General features: G+C 55.6%; 18 protein-coding genes and 2 pseudogenes. 12 read left to right on the top strand and 8 right to left on the bottom strand.

The window, feature by feature from the left end; all coding sequences use genetic code 11:
- Window positions 1-13 precede the first annotated feature (13 nt).
- From SOJ49_RS17325 to nikR, 4 genes are all read left to right on the top strand, one after another.
- A complete protein-coding gene (locus tag SOJ49_RS17325; RefSeq protein ID WP_369855733.1) occupies window positions 14-925 on the top strand; it encodes an ABC transporter ATP-binding protein in 912 nt (303 codons plus the stop codon).
- Window positions 925-1,704 (top strand): creatininase family protein, encoded by a 780-nt coding sequence (locus SOJ49_RS17320; RefSeq protein ID WP_369855732.1) that lies wholly within the window; start codon window positions 925-927, stop codon window positions 1,702-1,704. The genes SOJ49_RS17325 and SOJ49_RS17320 overlap by 1 nt, the downstream gene beginning before the upstream one ends.
- Window positions 1,705-1,836: 132 nt before the next feature.
- Window positions 1,837-3,207 (top strand): type III glutamate--ammonia ligase, encoded by a 1,371-nt coding sequence (glnT, locus tag SOJ49_RS17315; RefSeq protein WP_369855731.1) that lies wholly within the window; start codon window positions 1,837-1,839, stop codon window positions 3,205-3,207.
- Between the two features lie 60 nt (window positions 3,208-3,267).
- Window positions 3,268-3,714: a nickel-responsive transcriptional regulator NikR gene (gene nikR, locus SOJ49_RS17310; RefSeq protein ID WP_369855730.1), complete on the top strand. Its 447-nt coding sequence runs from the start codon at window positions 3,268-3,270 to the stop codon at window positions 3,712-3,714.
- Between the two features lie 14 nt (window positions 3,715-3,728).
- Here nikR and SOJ49_RS17305 read toward each other — a convergent pair whose 3' ends face one another.
- Window positions 3,729-4,148, bottom strand: a complete 420-nt coding sequence (locus SOJ49_RS17305) for a heme-binding protein (protein WP_369855729.1) — start codon at window positions 4,146-4,148, stop codon at window positions 3,729-3,731.
- 375 nt (window positions 4,149-4,523) lie between these two features.
- On the opposite strand from SOJ49_RS17305, the gene SOJ49_RS17300 reads away from it, so the two are divergent.
- Genes SOJ49_RS17300 through dmpG form a run of 6 tightly spaced genes read left to right on the top strand, consistent with a single transcriptional unit; the run spans window position 4,524 to window position 9,869 of the window.
- Complete coding sequence (locus SOJ49_RS17300; protein ID WP_369855728.1) at window positions 4,524-5,984, top strand: 2-hydroxymuconic semialdehyde dehydrogenase; 1,461 nt, start codon at window positions 4,524-4,526, stop codon at window positions 5,982-5,984.
- Between the two features lie 12 nt (window positions 5,985-5,996).
- Complete coding sequence (gene dmpE, locus SOJ49_RS17295; RefSeq protein ID WP_369855727.1) at window positions 5,997-6,839, top strand: 2-oxopent-4-enoate hydratase; 843 nt, start codon at window positions 5,997-5,999, stop codon at window positions 6,837-6,839.
- Window positions 6,836-7,636: a 2-oxo-3-hexenedioate decarboxylase gene (gene dmpH / locus SOJ49_RS17290; RefSeq protein ID WP_369855726.1), complete on the top strand. Its 801-nt coding sequence runs from the start codon at window positions 6,836-6,838 to the stop codon at window positions 7,634-7,636. Before dmpE ends, dmpH begins: the two co-directional genes overlap by 4 nt.
- Window positions 7,637-7,654: 18 nt before the next feature.
- Complete coding sequence (locus SOJ49_RS17285) at window positions 7,655-7,888, top strand: 4-oxalocrotonate tautomerase family protein (RefSeq protein WP_369855725.1); 234 nt, start codon at window positions 7,655-7,657, stop codon at window positions 7,886-7,888.
- Window positions 7,885-8,814, top strand: a complete 930-nt coding sequence (locus SOJ49_RS17280; RefSeq protein ID WP_369855724.1) for an acetaldehyde dehydrogenase (acetylating) — start codon at window positions 7,885-7,887, stop codon at window positions 8,812-8,814. Before SOJ49_RS17285 ends, SOJ49_RS17280 begins: the two co-directional genes overlap by 4 nt.
- On the top strand, window positions 8,811-9,869 hold the full coding sequence (dmpG, locus tag SOJ49_RS17275) for a 4-hydroxy-2-oxovalerate aldolase (protein WP_369855723.1): 1,059 nt from the start codon (window positions 8,811-8,813) through the stop codon (window positions 9,867-9,869). Before SOJ49_RS17280 ends, dmpG begins: the two co-directional genes overlap by 4 nt.
- A 115-nt stretch (window positions 9,870-9,984) precedes the next feature.
- Here the strand turns inward: dmpG and SOJ49_RS17270 are convergent, their stop codons facing one another.
- The 5 genes and pseudogenes from SOJ49_RS17270 to tnpA form a co-directional block, all read right to left on the bottom strand.
- Window positions 9,985-10,716: a retron system putative HNH endonuclease gene (locus tag SOJ49_RS17270; RefSeq protein ID WP_369855722.1), complete on the bottom strand. Its 732-nt coding sequence runs from the start codon at window positions 10,714-10,716 to the stop codon at window positions 9,985-9,987.
- Window positions 10,713-12,107 carry an AAA family ATPase gene (locus tag SOJ49_RS17265; protein ID WP_369855721.1) on the bottom strand — a complete coding sequence of 465 codons (1,395 nt, stop codon included), beginning with the start codon at window positions 12,105-12,107 and terminating at the stop codon, window positions 10,713-10,715. Before SOJ49_RS17265 ends, SOJ49_RS17270 begins: the two co-directional genes overlap by 4 nt.
- 197 nt (window positions 12,108-12,304) lie before the next feature.
- On the bottom strand, window positions 12,305-13,267 hold the full coding sequence (locus SOJ49_RS17260) for a DUF5655 domain-containing protein (RefSeq protein WP_369855720.1): 963 nt from the start codon (window positions 13,265-13,267) through the stop codon (window positions 12,305-12,307).
- Between the two features lie 50 nt (window positions 13,268-13,317).
- Entirely contained in the window at window positions 13,318-13,608 is a 291-nt protein-coding gene (locus SOJ49_RS17255; RefSeq protein WP_369855719.1) for a nucleotidyltransferase family protein, read from the bottom strand.
- Window positions 13,609-13,746: 138 nt separating this feature from the next.
- A pseudogene (gene tnpA, locus SOJ49_RS17250) lies at window positions 13,747-14,144 on the bottom strand (IS200/IS605 family transposase).
- 159 nt (window positions 14,145-14,303) lie between these two features.
- Here tnpA and SOJ49_RS17245 point away from each other — a divergent pair.
- A pseudogene (locus SOJ49_RS17245) lies at window positions 14,304-15,188 on the top strand (RNA-guided endonuclease InsQ/TnpB family protein); the annotation flags it as partial.
- 215 nt (window positions 15,189-15,403) lie between these two features.
- Here SOJ49_RS17245 and SOJ49_RS17240 read toward each other — a convergent pair.
- Both SOJ49_RS17240 and SOJ49_RS17235 read right to left on the bottom strand, forming a co-directional pair.
- Window positions 15,404-16,723 (bottom strand): ATP-binding protein, encoded by a 1,320-nt coding sequence (locus SOJ49_RS17240; protein WP_369855718.1) that lies wholly within the window; start codon window positions 16,721-16,723, stop codon window positions 15,404-15,406.
- Entirely contained in the window at window positions 16,720-17,445 is a 726-nt protein-coding gene (locus SOJ49_RS17235) for a response regulator (RefSeq protein ID WP_369855717.1), read from the bottom strand. The genes SOJ49_RS17240 and SOJ49_RS17235 overlap by 4 nt, the downstream gene beginning before the upstream one ends.
- 237 nt (window positions 17,446-17,682) lie before the next feature.
- On the opposite strand from SOJ49_RS17235, the gene SOJ49_RS17230 reads away from it, so the two are divergent.
- Window positions 17,683-17,967 carry a hypothetical protein gene (locus tag SOJ49_RS17230; RefSeq protein WP_369855716.1) on the top strand — a complete coding sequence of 95 codons (285 nt, stop codon included), beginning with the start codon at window positions 17,683-17,685 and terminating at the stop codon, window positions 17,965-17,967.
- The last annotated feature ends 23 nt before the right edge of the window (window positions 17,968-17,990 follow it).

Genomic DNA, 17,990 nt, shown 5'->3' with positions numbered 1-17,990 from the left:
AGGAGAGGTTGATATGAATGAACTGAATTTACCGGATTACCAGCAGCAGTCGGCTGCCGTACGTGACCGTTTTGAGCGGCTGAAACAACGCCCGGTGACGATGGAAGTGAAGGGCCTGACCAAGGAATTCAAAACTCGTAACGGCACAGTGACAGCGCTGAAAGACATTCACCTGACCATCCACAAGCGTGAGTTTGTTTGTGTGATCGGCCCTTCAGGCTGCGGTAAATCGACGCTGATTCGGATCCTCGCCGGTCTGGAACAGGCCAGCTCTGGGCAGGTGCTGCTGGATGGCAAGGTGGTCGACAAACCCGGCCCGGAACGCGGCATGGTGTTTCAGGGCTATACCTTGTTTCCCTGGCTGACGGTGAAGCAGAACATCATGTTTGGCTTGCTGGAGTCCGGCTACGAAAAGGGCACAGCAGAAGCAGAAGCGCGTCAGTGGATCGAATTGATTGGCCTGGCCCGGTTTGAAAACAGTTACCCCAACCAGTTGTCGGGCGGCATGAAGCAGCGCGTCGCCATCGCCCGTGCGTTGGCTAACCAGCCGAAAATTCTGTTGATGGACGAACCCTTTGGAGCCCTCGACGCCCAGACCCGATCGAAGATGCAGGCCTACCTGATGGAGATCTGGAAGAACATTGATATCACCGTGTTTTTTATTACTCACGACCTCGACGAGGCGGTGTATCTGGCTGACCGGATTCTGGTGCTGAAAGCCAACCCCGGTGAAGTGCAGGAGCTGATTGAAGTCCCTGTGCCACAGCCACGTCATCCTGGCCAATTTTTGTCGCCGGAATTTCTCGCCGTCAAAAAACATATCGAAAGCCTGATTCATCCGCCGACCGATGACGAAGACGATGTGGATCATATGAACCTGGTGCGCATGGTGCCGGTCAGTGACGACGTAGGGAGCGTGTTCTGATGTACGAACTTAATAACATGACCTGGGAAGAAGTGGCCCAGGCCGTCCGCGACGGAGTACAAACCGCCGTTCTACCGATTGGTGCGACCGAACAGCATGGCCCCCATATGGGCTGTGGTATGGACAGCGCCATCGCCCATACGCTGTGTAAGGACGTTGCCGCCAATACACCGGTTATCTTACTGCCAACGCTCCCTTACGGTTGTTCGATCGGGCATTCGCGGCGCTGGCCCGGCACCATGGCGCTGAATCCGAAAACCCTGATTGATGTGATCTGTGACCTTGGTGACTGGGTGTATTCGTCTGGTATCAAACGCTTGCTGCTGGTGAACGGCCATGTGACCAACGAAGCCCCGCTGCGTTGTGCCCTGGAGATGCTGCGTGCCCGTTACGACGATCTGATGGTGGCGCTGATACATACAGCCCGGCTGTCCGAACGGGTGAAAAAAGCGCACTTCGACGATGCCGAAGACTGGCATGCCAATGCGGCAGAAACCGCCCTGATGATGGCCATTCACCCGCACATCGTGCGTACCGACAAACTCGCCGAGGCCGATGACCCGGATCGTACTGACGGCTGTATTTTCAGCCATCCGGTTAACCACACCAGTCTCAATGGCGTCACCGGCAAACCGTCGGCGGCTACCGTCGAGATGGGCCAAGAACTGTATCAGTGGATGTGTGATGACCTCACCGATTTGCTGTTGCACGCGGTGCAGGAACAAGCGCCGCTAGCCTACAGCTACCACACCAGCATCCTCGCCAGTAACCCTGGCTGAAGAAAACCGGAGAGCAGGCAACGGTTCCGTCCGTCACCTTGCTCCGGTGTTACCAACGCCCGGCAGATAATTCAGGCTAGCCGCCCTAACGGCTCCGCCGGGCTAATATCATCCGTTAAGAAGGCTAGTAACATGATTGAATACAAATCCGATGAGCAGATAAAAACCATTCAGGCTGAGCTGAAAAGCAAGGGCGTGAAGTACTGCATGGGTACCTATGTCGATATTCACGGCATCCCCAAGGGCAAGGTGGTACCGCTGTCTCATCTGGCGCATATGGCGCATGGTTCGGAGCTTTACACCGGCTATGCCCTGGATGGACTGGGTCAGGCACCGAATGACGACGAGATCGCCTCGGTACCGGATCTTGATCATATTATCCAGATGCCCTGGCAGCCGGAAATTGCCTGGATGCCTGCCGATAATACCCTGTATGGCGAACCCTACCTGCTCAGTACCCGGGTGCTGCTGAAGTCGGTACTGGAAGACGCCAAAAAACTCGGTTACGGCATGAACCTTGGCATCGAAGCTGAAGTGTATCTGCTCAAGAAAAATGCCGATGGCACTCTGGTCATCCCGGATCCGGATGACAAGCTGAAAAAGCCTTGCTACGACACCCGTGCTTTTCTCAGTAACTTCAAGTGGCTCGATAAAATGGCCACCAGTATTGATGATCTGGGCTGGGGCCTTTACTCCTTCGACCATGAAGACGCCAACGGCCAGTTCGAATTCGACTTTAACTATGCCGATGCCGTCACCAGTTGCGACCGCTTTACCTTCCTCAAAATGATGGCGAAAGAGTACGCCAAACAGGAAGATCTGCTGGCGACGTTTATGCCCAAGCCGTTTTCCAACAAAACCGGTACCGGCGCTCACTTCAATATGTCGCTGTACGATCTGGAGACGGGGGAAAACCTGTTCCAGTGCACCCCGGAAGAAGACCCCCATGGCCTGGGCCTGACCCAATTGGGTTACCATTTTATTGCCGGTATTCTCAAACACGGCCCGGCGCTCTGTGCGGCTTTTGCACCGACGGTTAATTCCTACAAGCGCCTGGTGCGCCAGGGTGATATGCCGTACTTCACCTGGGCACCGGTATTTAATTCCTTTGGTTCCAACAACCGCACCAATTCAGTACGGGTGCCAATGGGAGGTGGCCGCTGTGAATCCCGCAATGCCGACGGCGCGGTGAACCCGTACCTGGCGGCGGCACTGGCGCTGGCAGCCGGGCTGGAAGGTATTCGCGAAGCACTGGATCCCGGCAAGCCACAAGAACGTAATCTCTACGAGCTGACCGAGGCCGAGCGTGAAGAACTGGGTATCGGCTTTTTGCCACGTACCCTGGATGAGGCAGTCCAGGCGTTTGAAGACGACCCGTTTGTTGAGCAGGTGTTAGGCAAGGCGTTGAAAAACGAATTTATTCGTTACAAGCGAGCCGAGTGGAACGAGTACCATACCGCCGTGAGCACTTGGGAAATCGAACGTTACAGCCACTTGTTCTGAGTCTGAAAGGGGGGGCAAACGCCACCCCAATATCACGGATACTGCTTGCAAGGACAAACCATGAGCAAAGAAAAAATCAGCCGAATCAGCATCTCCATGCCCGAGAGCCTGCTCGACGGCCTGGATCAGATGGTGAGCGAACGGGGCTTTGAAAGCCGTTCACAAGCCATCTGCGACATGATCAATCATCAAATCAACGACCATCGCGCCCAGCAGGGTAGTGATGTTATGACCGGCACCGTCAATCTGGTTTACAACCACGCGATACCGGGGCTGCAAAAGCGTTTGCACGACTTGCAGTTTCAATACATTGACGAAGTGATCAGCAACCTGAACGTCAACCTGACCCACACCAACACCCTGTCCATTATTCTGGTACAAGGCCCTGCCGACAAACTCAACCAGATCGCCGACCAGATGATCACCTTGAGAGGCGTGGTCTACGGCAAGCTACTGTTGAATTCCTACATTATCCCGCCGATACATCCTCTGCCGCCAAAAGGCTGAATGCTCCGACGATGTTATCGGGCTGAGTCCGCCAGCTCCATTACGGCCGCCATGGCGTAAGCCGCAACTTCCTTGTCTTGTGCGGCCGTGGCACCGGATACCCCCACGGCACCGATCAATTCGCCGTTGATCATCATTGGCAGGCCGCCGCCAAACGCCATCAAACCGCCGCCGACCTGATCCATACCAATCAGCTTTTCCTGCTCGATCACCGTGCCGAAGACATCGGTCGGGCATTGAAACAAAACAGCGGTTTTGGCTTTACGCTGACTGACATCCGCTGAGCCAAGAAAGGCTCTGTCCATACGCAAGAAACCAACGATATTGGCACCACTGTCGGCAACAGCGACACAGATACGCAGATCCATACTTTCGGCTTTTTCGACCGCGCGATCCAGAATCTCGCGGGCCTGCTTGCAGTTGATCGGATTCATAACATGACCTTTGGTTGTGTATTTGAGCGCTGTTATTTCGAGCGCAGTCATTTATAGATGTGACCTGATGATGCTACCACTGGCCAGAGGCCGCCTTGGGGCCAGATTCGGGATATTGATATACCGTTATACAGCACATCGGTGGCGTCAGTATCTGCTCTACAGGCCTGATGGAATGGGGCTTGTTCGTTTTAGACCGCGATCATAAAGCATCAATTAACAGGCTGGTATCGGGTTTTCTGATACCACTAAGGTATCGAGATGGCTAAAAAATAGTATTAGATGGTATGTAATGTATTTACTAACCTTCAACTTTCACGGTCGACCAGTGCTCCGCTGGATAAATCTAATTAAAAAAGATCGAGGGTTTGGTTTATGCACCAGATTGAAAACTTTATTAACGGGTCTTTCCTGCCAGCCAGTTCCGGCATCCGCTTCGACAAGCGTTCCCCGGTAGACAACAGCGTCATTGCCAGCATTGCCGAAGCCACCCGGGCAGACGTGGATGCTGCGGTTAAGGCCGCCCGTGCTGCGCTGCATGGCGAGTGGGGTTCGCTGAGCCAGGATCAGCGTGTTGAGCTGCTGTATGGCGTTGCGGATGAAATAACTCGCCGTTTCGACGACTTTGTGGCGGCCGAGATGGAAGACACCGGCCAGCCCGAACACGTCATGAAACACGTATTTATTCCCCGTGGTGCCGCCAACTTCAAGGTGTTTGCCGACGTTATCAAAAACGTGCCGACCGAATCCTTCATGCTCGATACCCCGGATGGTCGCGGCGCGCTGAACTACGCCCTGCGAGTGCCTAAAGGCGTGATTGGTGTGATTTCCCCCTGGAATGCGCCTTTCCTGCTGATGACCTGGAAAGTCGGCCCGGCACTGGCGTGTGGCAACACCGTGGTATTAAAACCGTCGGAAGAAACCCCGTTCACCGCCGCGTTACTGGGCGAAGTGATGAACAAGGTCGGCATCCCCAAAGGCGTGTACAACGTCGTCAACGGATTTGGCCCGGCCTCTGCCGGTGAATTCGTGACCCAACACCAGGGCGTTGACGCCATTACCTTTACCGGTGAAACCCGCACCGGCACCGCTATTATGAAAGCCGCTGCCGAAGGCACCCGCGATGTGTCGTTCGAGATGGGCGGTAAAAACGCCGGTATCGTGTTTGCCGATGCCGATTTTGACGACGCCGTCAACGGCATTTTCCGGTCGGCTTTCCTGAATACCGGTCAGGTGTGTCTGGGGACTGAGCGGGTGTACGTTGAACGTCCTGTTTTCGACAAATTTGTCGCTGCGCTGAAAGAAAAAGCCGAAGCCGTGCAGTTTGGTCGCCCGGAAATCAAAGGCAATAACTACGGCCCGCTGATCAGTCGCGAGCACCAGCACAAGGTGTTGTCGTATTACCAAAAAGCCGTTGCTGAAGGTGCCACCGTGGTGACTGGCGGAGGCGTGCCAGAGATGCCAGCCGATCTGGCTGAAGGTAACTGGGTGCAGCCGACCATCTGGACTGGCCTGCCAGAAACGGCCTCGGTGGTACGTGAAGAAATCTTTGGCCCTTGCTGCCATATCAGCCCGTTCGACAGCGAAGACGAGGTAGTGGCCAAGGCCAACGATAACGAATACGGCCTCTCTACCACCCTCTGGACCACCAACCTGACCCGTGCTCACCGCATGGCCGGTCGTATCGATGTCGGTATCACCTGGATCAACTCCTGGTTCCTGCGTGACCTGCGTACTGCCTTCGGTGGCTCGAAACAATCCGGTATTGGCCGCGAAGGTGGGGTGCACTCGCTGGAGTTCTACACCGAACTGCGCAACGTCTGCATCAAACTGTAAGGGGTGCTGACCATGGCTATGAATAATGAATTGATCAACCAGCTGGGCGACGAACTGTACAACGCGTTCGTCAGCCAGACCACGCTGGTACCCTTTACCGAACAGTTTCCAGACATCAGTCTGGAAGACGCCTATCGCATCCAGCAACGTTTTATTCAGTGTCGACTGGATGCGGGTGAAAGCGTTGTCGGTAAAAAAATCGGCGTCACCAGCAAGCCGGTGCAGGATTTTCTCGGCGTGTTTCAACCGGACTTTGGCCAGTTGACCTCGAACATGATTTACGCCGAAGGCGATACCATGAATCTGGATGAACTGATCCAGCCGAAGGCCGAAGCGGAACTGGCGTTTATCCTGAAAGAAGATCTGCAAGGCCCCGGTATCACCGCTATGGACGTCATCCGTGCTACCGATTATGTGGTGCCATGTTTCGAGATTGTCGATTCCCGTATCGACAACTGGAAAATCAAGATTCAGGACACCGTCGCCGACAACGCCTCTTGTGGCGTGTACGTACTGGGTGAAACCCGAGGTGATCCGAAAAAACTCGACCTGACGCTGGCGGGCATGGTGCTGGAAAAAAACGGTGAATTACTCTCCACCTCAACCGGTGCTGCGGTACAGGGTTCTCCCGTGAATGCGGTGGCCTGGCTGGCGAATACTCTGGGCACCTTGGGTATCCCGTTCAAGGCCGGTGAAGTAATTCTGTCCGGCTCCCAATCGCAATTGGTACCGATTGAAAATGGCGACACGCTGACCTGTACGGTTGGCGGGCTAGGTTCCTGCAGTGTGTCGTTCCAAGGCCACACGGCAGTACAAAGAAAGGCCCAGACTACTTCACAGGAGAACCAGGCATGAAAGACATTACCCTGACTCGTGAAGACATCGTACGCCTGTGCGAGCGTATTGAAGGTGCTCAAACCCGTGCTTACGCCATTCCGAAACTGACCGACGAATATCCGGCCATGACCATGGACGATGGCTATGCCGTGCAAACCGCCTTGCGTCAGCGTTTTATCGCCCAGGGCCATAAACTGGTGGGCTGGAAAGCGGGTCTGACCTCCAAGGCCAAGATGAAGCAAATGGGTGTGGAAGTGCCGTCCATCGGCTTCCTGACCGATAAAATGGCGGTGCCGGAAAACAGTACGATCTCGGTATCCGAGCTGGTTCACCCTAGGGCGGAATGTGAAATTGCCTTCGTTACATCGCAGGATCTCGAAGGCCCGAACTGCACTGCCGAACAGGTGTTAGCCGCCACCGACTACGTACTGCCCGCAATTGAAATCATCGACTCCCGGTTTCAGAAATTCAGCTTCGACCTACAAAGCGTGATTGCCGACAACGGTTCCTCGGCGCGCTTTGTCGGTGGTGGCCGCCCCCGTTATGCGGCTGATTTGGATTTGCGCACCCTCGGTGTGGTGATGGAAAAAAACGGTGAAATCGTCGAAATGGGTGCCGGTGCCGCAGTGATGAACAACCCGGCAGAAGCCGTCGCCATGCTGGTGAACATCCTCCATCAGCTGGGCGAAACCCTGCCGAAAGGCAGCTTCGTGATGAGTGGCGGCATCACTGCCGCTACCGCGGTGGCACCGGGGGACTACATCTCGGCGCGCTTCCAGGAACTCGGCTCCGTATCGGTGTCCTTCACTGCATAACAACAAGAGACTACACAAATGCCCATTATCGAAATGCACATGCTGGAAGGCCGCTCTCTCGAAGACAAGGCCCGCCTGGCTGAAAAGGTCACCTCCGCCTGTTGTGAGGCGCTGGATTGTAACGCCAGCACCGTACGTATCCTGATTACTGAACACAAAAACGGTGAATTTTTTGTCGCCGGTAAAGCCGGTCGGGCATCCGACCAGGCGGCTGCGGCACAGAGCAGCGGAGAAGGAGCGCAACCACTATGAAAAAAATCAAATGTGCCCTGATCGGCTCGGGCAACATCGGCACTGACCTGATCTATAAAATCCAGCGCAGTGAAGTACTGGAACCGGTCTGGATGGTGGGCATCGACCCGGAATCCGAAGGCCTCAAACGTGCCGCCGCCATGGGCCTGAAAACCACCCACCTGGGTGTTGACGGCCTGCTGCCCCACGTACTGGACGATGACATCCAGATCGCCTTCGACGCCACCTCGGCCTACGTGCATGCAGAAAACTCGCGCAAGCTGAACGAGCTGGGTGTACTGATGATTGACCTGACGCCCGCGGCGATAGGCCCATTGTGCGTTCCGCCAGTGAACCTGAAAGAACACGCCGAGCGCGCCGAAAAGAACGTCAACATGATCTCCTGTGCCGGTCAGGCCACGATTCCGATTGTGAACGCCGTGTCGCAGATTCAGGATGTGGAATACGCCGAGATCATTGCCTCGCTGTCGTCCAAATCGGTTGGCCCGGGCACCCGCGCCAACCTGGACGAGTTTACCTACACCACCTCCAACGCCATCGAAAAAGTGGGCGGTGCCAAAAAAGGCAAGGCGCTGTGCATCATCAACCCGGCTGAGCCGCCGATGATCATGCGCAACACCATTTACTGCCTGACGGAAGACAAACCAAACGAAGCCGCGATTACCGAATCGGTGCTGAACATGATCAAAGAAGTGCAGAAGTACGTGCCGGGCTACCGCCTGGTGAACGGCCCGGTCTTCGACGAAGTGCCACAAGGCCATCGTGTTGCCGTGTTTATGGAAGTCGCTGGCCTGGGCGACTACCTGCCAACCTACGCCGGAAACCTCGACATCATGACCGCTGCCGGTACCCGAACTGCGGAAATGTTCGCCGAAAAAATGCTGGCGGGCGAATACAACCTGTCCGAAATGGAGGCCACTCAATGAGCAAGCGTTTAAAGGGTCGTAACATCATCCTGCACGACATGTGTCTGCGTGACGGTATGCACGCCAAGCGTGAACAGATTTCTGTGGCCGAAATGGTCAAGGTCGCCAAAGGCCTCGACGCCGCCGGTATTCCGTACCTGCAATGTACCCACGGTGCTGGCCTGGGCGGTAACTCGCTGCAGCACGGTTTTGCCATGGCCTCCAACGAGGAATACATTAACGCCGTTGCCAATGCAGTGACCAACGCCAAAGTCTCCGTCCTCTTGTTGCCTGGCCTGGGCACTATGAAAGAACTCAAAAGTGCCTACAAAGAAGGTGCCCGCTCGGTTCACGTGGCCACCCACTGCACTGAAGCCGACACCTCACCACAGCACATTGCCTGTGCTCGTGAACTGGGCATGGACACCACCGGATTCCTGATGATGGCGCACCTCAACAACGCCAAAGGCCTGGTCAAACAAGCCAAACTGATGGAATCCTACGGAGCCCAAACCGTTTACATCACCGACTCCGCCGGTTTTATGCTGCCGGAAGACGTGACTGAACGAATCGAAGCCCTGCGTGACGCGCTGGAGCCAGGTACCGAAATCGGTTTCCATGGCCACCACAACATGGGCATGGGCATTGCCAACTCCATCGCTGCGGTCGAAGCCGGAGCAGCCCGCATTGACGCCTCCGTTGCCGGTATGGGCGCAGGCGCAGGCAACACCCCGCTGGAAGTGTTCGTCGCCGTGGCAGAACGCATGGGTGCCAAAACCGGCACCGACCTGTTCCAACTGATGGACTTGGCCGAAGACGTTATCGTGCCGCTGATGGACCAGCCAGTGCGTGTTGACCGCGACTCCCTCACCCTAGGCTACGCCGGTGTCTACTCCACCTTCCTGCTGCACGCCAAACGCGCCGCCGAACGCTTCGGCGTACCCGCCCGCGACGTGCTGGTCGAACTGGGCCGCAAGAAGATGATTGGTGGTCAGGAAGACATGATCATCGACACCGCCATGACCATGGCGAAAGAACGCGGTTTGCTGGCAGAGAAAACGCTGGAAGCGCTGTAATACAGCTCGGTGGTGATTTTGAACAACTGGCTCCCACGCTCCGGCGTGGTATGCCTTGATTTTGGCAGGTATCACGTTCCCACGAAGGAATGCTGGGAACGAGCAATGAATGTGATCAGTAATAACGACGGGTAATAGGATTACTGATTGCAGGGCCAAAACGTTGGCAGGTGGCAGTAAAGAAATTGCTGAGCTTGCCATCGGTCGGTTCGAGATCGATCCCGGCAAGACACGTCAAGCACATATCATCATCAAGATGCTGATCGATTAATTGATCCAACTCCTCTATCCATTCCTTGCGCCGTGTGACCAATATTGAGTGGTTAAGGTTTAGCAAATCAATCGTGTATTTTGCCTTCTTCTGGTACCGGCGTGATTTTATTGGATTTGGTATTATTTTACCGTTGTTCAAATACAGAAGGTAGTTATGCTTGGTTCTTGCTAGTAACGGAGAGAGAAATTGTTTCTTATTAAAATGGCTACGTTTGGAGTGGCCTCCAAAGCTACTTATTGGCTCAGAATTATATTGGATTTTTAAATTCTCCAAATCCGTTGAGCTCAGCGCGGATAGTACCAAATTGCGGTAATCGAATGTCTGCAAAGGATATTTGCTCTTGGGTTTGACGTGTTCGACATGAAAGCCAAATCCAAGCTCTTCCAAACGTAGTTCGGTGTATGCACATAATCTGTACTGCTCTTCATGTAGAGTATCCACCAATAAATTGTAGTTATTGTTTCTACTGAAACGCTGCCATCTATTTCTCGCACTTTCAGCGTCTATTGGTGGTTTAATCTTCTCGTCGTACAAGCAATCGAGATGCCTCTTCCTTTTGGCAATGTACTTCACCGCTTAAGAGCCTCCATTCGGCGAATCGACCGTTGCAGCCTCAGGATCTGTGGATGCTGATGACCCAGTTGTTCCATCAGTTTTTCCATTAACTGCTGTGCTTTCGGTCTCTGGTATTGGCCACTTTCAATCAGGGTCGTGAGTTCATCAAGATCTGCTTTTTCAGCGACTGGCGGTTGAGGGTCAACCTCCATAATACCTTGCAGTGCATTCTGGCTTTCCATGCCGTAGGAATTCATCAGGGGCATCTCAGCACGTGCTTGCCCGTTGTCGGCGATCACAATCTTGCGAATGGATTCCCGCAGTACAGTGGTCAGCACCTGCGGGCTATGGGTGGTTACAATGAATTGCAGCTTTGGAAATGCTCGTTGTAACGAACCCATTACCTGTTGCTGCCATTCCGGATGCAGGAACATATCGACTTCGTCGATCAGTACCACTCCGGTAGTTTCGAGGGCTGCATGTTTACCCAGATACGGATTCAGGCGAACACAACGGAATGCGATATCGGCTACCAGAATAACGATATTACGCAGGCCATCACTGAGCATATCCAGAGGCATAAAGCCCAGCTTGTCGTGTTCCATTACCAGCTTTTGGCCCTGGGATTGCCGGTATTGCAGATTTTTCCAGCCGGTGACAGCTTCCGTTACCTCGTTGACCGCCTGCTGAACGGATTCAACGGATTGCCTGAATACGTCGAGGTCACGTCCGTTATGGTTATTCGGGCTTTCCAGGTTGGCGATTTGCAGCTCTCGATAACTTTTGAATAACCAGCCGTACCAGTCTTCAAACTGTTTGTAGCCTGACGTCGCGGTTAAACAGTTTTCATAGCCCCAGATGCGGGAATACATTTGTTGTTCAAGCTTTTTGTCGTCGATTGTGGCAGTAAAGCGCCCTTGGTACCACAATCGTCCGGTGCCTTGATACAGAATCAGTGGCAGTTCCGTGCTGTCACTGGTCTGCTCATCCTGGGCTTTCTTCTGCAGCTCTGTCGCTACAGAGGTGATGCTGTCGTAGATATCATCGCGAAACATACGAGTTTTTGGTTCGACCGATCTTCGTTCTGCATACCAGGTAATAATATCCGGCTCATGAGTGCAAAAAATACCATCCGCCGTGATTCTGGACGGCTTTTGAGGTTCCATACTGCCCGATGGCATTTTTTGCAGACGTACGTCATCTGGCGTAATGCTGGCCAGTACATGTGGACGTGCCGAGCTGACGTCAATACCTTTGATAAACGACGATAATGCAATTCTGGCGGCATCCAATACCGTAGTTTTACCCGCACCATTGGGGGCAATCAGTACGGTCAGCTGGTCGTGGAAGTCGATTTCCAGCTCTTCAAAGCAGCGGAAATTTTTCAGCGTCAGTCGGTTCAGTTTCATCGGGTTGTGTCTGCAGTAACGGCTATTGGCCAACCAGCCGGGTGCTGTGTCGTCAAACCAGAAGAGATTATTCCGATTTAACCTGGATTGTTGTTAATCATACCGGCCGAATAGCCGGATCACGAGGTTAAAAGGCTCAAAATATCGTCACATTCGGGGCACTGCAGATCACTTGCGTCAGCAGGCACGGGAGGGAATCAACTCTCCCCATATGCCTTGGCGACCAGTTGCTTTGCTTCTTCGAGTTCTTCCGGCGTCCGTACATTGACTTCCAGATCACCGGTGCCCCAATGGCCGGTTTTGCTCATATTCCTCATCCATTTGTCGTCTTTCTCTTCGGCCATTTCACCGGGCAGTTTCAAGTACAGCTGTAAACGCGGGTCTCGTCCGCTGAGTACCAGCACGGAGGCAAAGTTACGGATGCGTTTGAAGGCGGTGTAAAGCTTGAGTTCCTTGCGTTGGACTTCGTCGCCGAGGGATTCGATGTAGTCGCACAGGTTGTTGTAGAGCTCAAGCAACTCGGGTGGGGCTTCTGCGAGCCGTTCTTGCTGGCTTTTGTCACCTCGTGTTGTGATTTTGTTTTCCGTTATTGGTGTGTCAATTTGGCTGGCTGTGGAATCAGTTTTACTTGTCTGTGCATCCTGGTTGATCTGCGCCGTCCGGGCATTCACCAGTTCCAGCAACAGCAGGTTATCGCTGAAGTAGCGGTAGCGCATCAGCTCGATATTGCGGTTGATCTGTTGTACGGCGTGTTCGTCGTAGCGGTTGAAGTCCGAGGCGATGCAGATCAGACGGGTGCCGTTCCATTCGATGCCGTTGGCAGCTTCCCGGCCCAGTGTTTCCATCACCAACCAGCGGAATTCGGCCTGATGGTCGAGCAACCAGTCGAGGTAAAACAGCCCCTGGTTGATCACGTTTTCATTGCTGTGGCGTTTGTATTCGATGATGACGGGGCAGTTGTTTTCGTCGATTCCCAGCGAATCAATGCGACCGCGATGAGTTTTGCCGGTGCTGTATTCGCTGGCCAGAAAATTCACGCCCAGCAGAGCTGGCATATTGCGCTCAACGTCCTGTTGCAGGTGTTTTTCGAGGCGGGCGCTCTGGCCTGATAGCTCTGTGGCCTTGCCCTGATCGAGTGTGAACAGCTTGATGTCGCTCATGGGGTTCCTTGTTGTTGCTATAACGTCATTTTTGACGGCGATCCCTATGATCAGACACGAATGCTGTCCCTCTCAACATAGGGTTTCAGCTCTGGCCTCAGAGCCTTGTCGGTGACCAGATCAACGGGGCAGCCGAGCAGGTCTTCAAGATAGAACTGCACACCGAAGTAGCGTTTTGAAGTAGCAGGGCCTTTAAAGCTGACGAGTATGTCGACATCGCTGCTATCGGTATTGGTCGCACGGGCGGTTGAGCCAAACAAAGACAGTTCCTGAACGCCAAAGCGAGACTGAAGTTCAGCCTTGCAGTTACGTAACGCGCTGAGTGTTTGTTCCCGGATCATGGCGATTCTTCCATGAGTAGGCTTTGGCTGAGCGTAGCGCCTTACCGGAGTTATGGGAAGGTGGGTTCGGTGCGCGGCAAGCTTCGGCCTTCAGGCCGGGGAAGGATAGCGCGGACGCCGTAGGCGTCCTTTCGGCGGTCAGTGTGGTGTCTGCTGCTGCTCGATGTACTGGCGGATGATTTCGATGGGAGCGCCGCAGCAGCTTCCGGCGAAGCAGGACGGCGACCACCGCGCCACCGTTTCTTGCGGATGCTCGAGTCGTTCTTCTTGCGGATCATCCGGCTGGAAACGCCTTTCAGGCTGTTTACCAGCGCCGAAACGGCAACCTTCGGCGGGTAGTTCACCAGCAGGTGGACGTGATCGTCCTCGCCGTCGAACGCCACCAGCTCCGCCTCGAAGTCGGCGCAGATGCCGGAACGATCGTCGAGGATTTCCCTGGTGAACACCTCGCGACGGTATTGGGTCACGAAGACCAGGTGAACGTGCATCAGGAAAGCGTCATGTCGCCCGCGCCGCATATCGTTTTCGTTACTCATAGGCTAAGCGTATAATTCCGGCCATGCAACGTCTTCAAGCCTTCAAATACGCACTCATGCCAAGCGGCGAACAGCAGTGCCAGATGCACCTAACAAGGCACTCGCATTGCAGCAGGAACGCTACGAGCAAGGTGAGAAGAAACTCGGCTACGCCGGGTTGTGCAAGCGGCTCACCGAGTGGCGCAACGGCACGGAAACACCGTGGCTCAGAGCGGCCCCGACGCACCCGTTGCAGCAGACGCTCACCTGGAGCGGGCCTATGCTAACTTCTTCGCCAAGCGGGCTGAGTTTCCACGCTTCAAGAAGAAGAGTCAGGGCGACAGTTTTCGCTATCCCGACCCGAAGCAGATCAAGCTCGATCAGGCCAATTTCCGCATTTTCCTGCCAAAACTCGGCTGGCTGCGCTATCGCAACAGCCAGGACGTGCCGGGTGAGGTGCGAAACGTCAGCGTCAGCCAGTTGTGTGGCAAGTGTTTCATCAGCATCCAGACCGAGCGCGAGGTTGTACAGCCGATCCCCAACGGCGGTGCGGTCGGCATCGACATGGCCCGTTTCGCTACGCTGTCGGACGGCACGTTCCACGCGCCACTCAACCGCTTCAAGTGGCACGAAATCGCGCTGCGCAAGGCGCAGCAGGCGATAATCCGCAAAACCAGATTCAGCAGCAACTGGAAGAAGGCAAAAGCCCGCGTCCAGCGTATTCATTCCCATATCGGCAACGCCCGCCGCGACTTCCTGCACAAGACCTCTACCGCGATCAGCCAAAACCACGCGATGGTGTGTATCGAGGAGTTGCAGGTACGGAATATGTCCAGGTCGGCGGCAGGGAGTACCGAGCAACCGGGCAAGAACGTACGGACCAGGTCCGGCCTGAACAAATCCATCCTCGATCAGGGCTGGTTCGAGTTCCGCCGTCAATTGGATTACAAGCTGGCATGGAATGGCGGACACCTGATAGCGGTGCCGCCGAAGAACACAAGTCGAACGTGCCCATGTTGTGGGCATATTTCGGCGGACAACCGGCGCACGCAAGAAGGGTTCACCTGCGTCGAATGTGGCTTTGAGAAAAACGCCGATTTGGTCGGCGCGATCAATGTTTTAAGGGCGGGACACGCCCGGTTAGCCTGTGAAGTGAGCGGTGCAATCATGTCGCCAGCAGCAGGAACCCACCGAGGTGAGCCAGGCGTTTTCGCCAATCCCCTCCTTCCCGGTCAAAGACCGGCGAGCGTTAGCGAGAGGACGTCAAAATCAACGGGTCATCAAGTCCTTTCCGGTGTGATTGCGGGCAGCCTGACCCGCGCGCAGAGACCGCCACCAGGAGTCGGGAGCAGTTCCAGTCGGCCGCCGTGCATCCGGGTTATACGCTCGACGATGGCCAGGCCCAGGCCGGTGCCGGGCGTACCACTGCGGGCAGTTTCACCGCGCACAAACGGCTGGCGCAGGTGGCGGGCTTCAGTGGCGGTGATACCGGGGCCGTGGTCGCGGATCTCAATCCAGACGTCGCTATTGCACTCTCCTGTATGCAGAGAAATCGGTGGCTGGCCGTGCCGCCAGGCGTTGATCAGCAGATTGCTGATAACCCGTTGCAGCGCCAGAGGCCGGCCGCACACTGCGGTGACGGCGGGCAGCTCCAGCTGAATGGCCTGTTGCCGATCGGGCAGCTGGCGGACCACGTCCAGGGCCAGCTCGTGCAATTGCAGCACTTGCTCCGGCTCGGCGCTGCCGGGATTGGCGAAGTCGAGAAACTGCCTGATAGCGGCATCAATCTGATCGATGCCTCGCTCCATACCGTCACGCAGATCGGCTTCGGTGTCCGCAGGCAGCAGTTCGACATACAGCCGCAAATTGGTCAACGGTGTACGCAGGTCGTGGGAGATACCCGCCAGCATCAGAGCGCGCTCCTGTTCGGCACTCGACAGACTTTCGACCAGCAGGTTGAAGCTGCGGCTAAGAGTAGCGATTTCCAGAGGGCCGTCTTCCGGCAGCAGTGGCGGTCGTTCGTCGTGGACTACCGCTTCGGCAGCAGCCACGACCCGCGCCAGTGGTCGATGCAGGCGACGTTGCAGCCACAGGGCGCTGGCCAATGCCAGCAGGATGCCAACAGCGGTCATGGTCAGCAGTGCGCCGTGGGTGCTGCTGTCGGGCACGACTTCCGACAGCACCAGCCGATAGATCTGGCCATCCAGCGGCATGCTGACCAGCAGATTGCCGGGGTGGTCGGGCCAGGGTTCCACTATCATCTGTTGGCTGGTCAGCCGCTTGCTCAAGGCTTTTACAATGTCGGCATCCAGCTGTCGCCGCAGTACACGCCAGGGCGCATTCCGGGTATCCGTCTGACGATCGTCAGGCCGGGCGTGGCGGTTGAAACGTTCGATAAATCCTAGGCGTTGCGCCTCCGGCAGTTCGGCAAGGCCAGCCTGTATGGCCTCCAGCTGGCGCGCAGTGAGTTCGGCCAGGTGTTCGGCACGTGGTAGAAAAATCAGTCGGCTGACCAGACTGACCCCCAGCAGTTGCCCTGCCAGTATGACTCCGATCAACATCAAGGCATGGCGGCTGACCAGCGTACGTGGCCAATTCATTGGTGCCGCCGGTTGCCGTCAGGAACAAACACGTAACCCACGCCCCATACGGTCTGGATAAAACGTGGTGCAGAGGGCTCGGTCTCGATGAGTTTACGCAGCCGCATGATCTGTGAGTCGATGGCACGGTCGGTTGCGACATGATCCCGGCCGTAGGCCAGCTCGATCAGGCGATCCCGTCCCAATGGGCGGCGGGGGTGCCGGGCCAGAGTGCTGAGCAAACGGAATTCGCCGCTGGTCAGCGGTACGTTCTCGCCGTCCCGGTCGAGACTGTGACTGTCCAGATGCAGGCTGTACGGGCCAAAGCGCAGCGGGCTGTTCTGAGTCGGCCCGAGGTGGGCTCCCAGTATGTGTTGACGACGCACCAGGGCCAGGATGCGTGCCAGCAGTTCGCGTGGATGGAAGGGTTTGGCCAGATAGTCATCAGCCCCCATTTCCAGCCCGACCACCCGGTCGACCGGGTCGCCCCGGGCGGTCAGCATCAGAATGGGGATGGTCTCGCCTTCGTGACGCAGGCGTCGGCACAGGCTCAGCCCGTCCTCGCCGGGCATCATCAGATCCAGCACCAGTACGTCGAAGCGTTCGCGGGCCAGCAGGGTGCTCACCGTTCCGGCGTGGGCCTCGGCGCGCACCTGACAGCCCTGATCACTGAGGTAGCGTCGCAGTAAACCGCGCAGTTCGGCTTCGTCATCCACCACCAATACCTTGACCGGATCGTTCATGAGGTATCTTCGTTGTTATCGGGGTCGTGGTGCAATTCTAGAGAGGCCTTCCGGAGGGAACCAGAGGAAATTATGGCAAACGATGGCAGACCGGCCATTGTGCCATACGTTGCCATACACCGCCTGTTGGCGGCCATGATTGCACCACACCGGCCGTTCAGTATGGCGTCATGGTCTGCAACGCCGGTTGATGGGCAACCTGTGTGAGTCAGACTCCATTCCACAAGGAGAATCCCCATGTTCCGATTGATATTGTCACTGCCACTGGGTTTGCTGCTGTTGGCGAGCGCCGTTGAAATCCGGGCTGAGGACGATACGCGTCAGCAACGCATTCTGGACGAACTGCAGCAGCGTTTTACCCAAGCGGATACCAACCATGACGGTTTGCTCAGTCGTGAGGAAGCCGAGACCGGTATGCCCAGGGTTTACAAGCGCTACGATGCTATTGATACCGACAAAAAAGGTGCTTTGAGTCTGGAGGATATTACCGACTACCTGGCGCAACAGCGTGGCAAGCGCTGAAACGGTCATCAGGGAATGGAGAA

The sequence above is a fragment of the Candidatus Thalassolituus haligoni genome (genome assembly GCF_041222825.1).
Lineage (GTDB): Bacteria > Pseudomonadota > Gammaproteobacteria > Pseudomonadales > Oceanobacteraceae > Oceanobacter > Oceanobacter antarcticus.
Note: the sequence above shows the minus strand (reverse complement) of the source record. Positions and strands in the feature narration are given on the sequence as shown.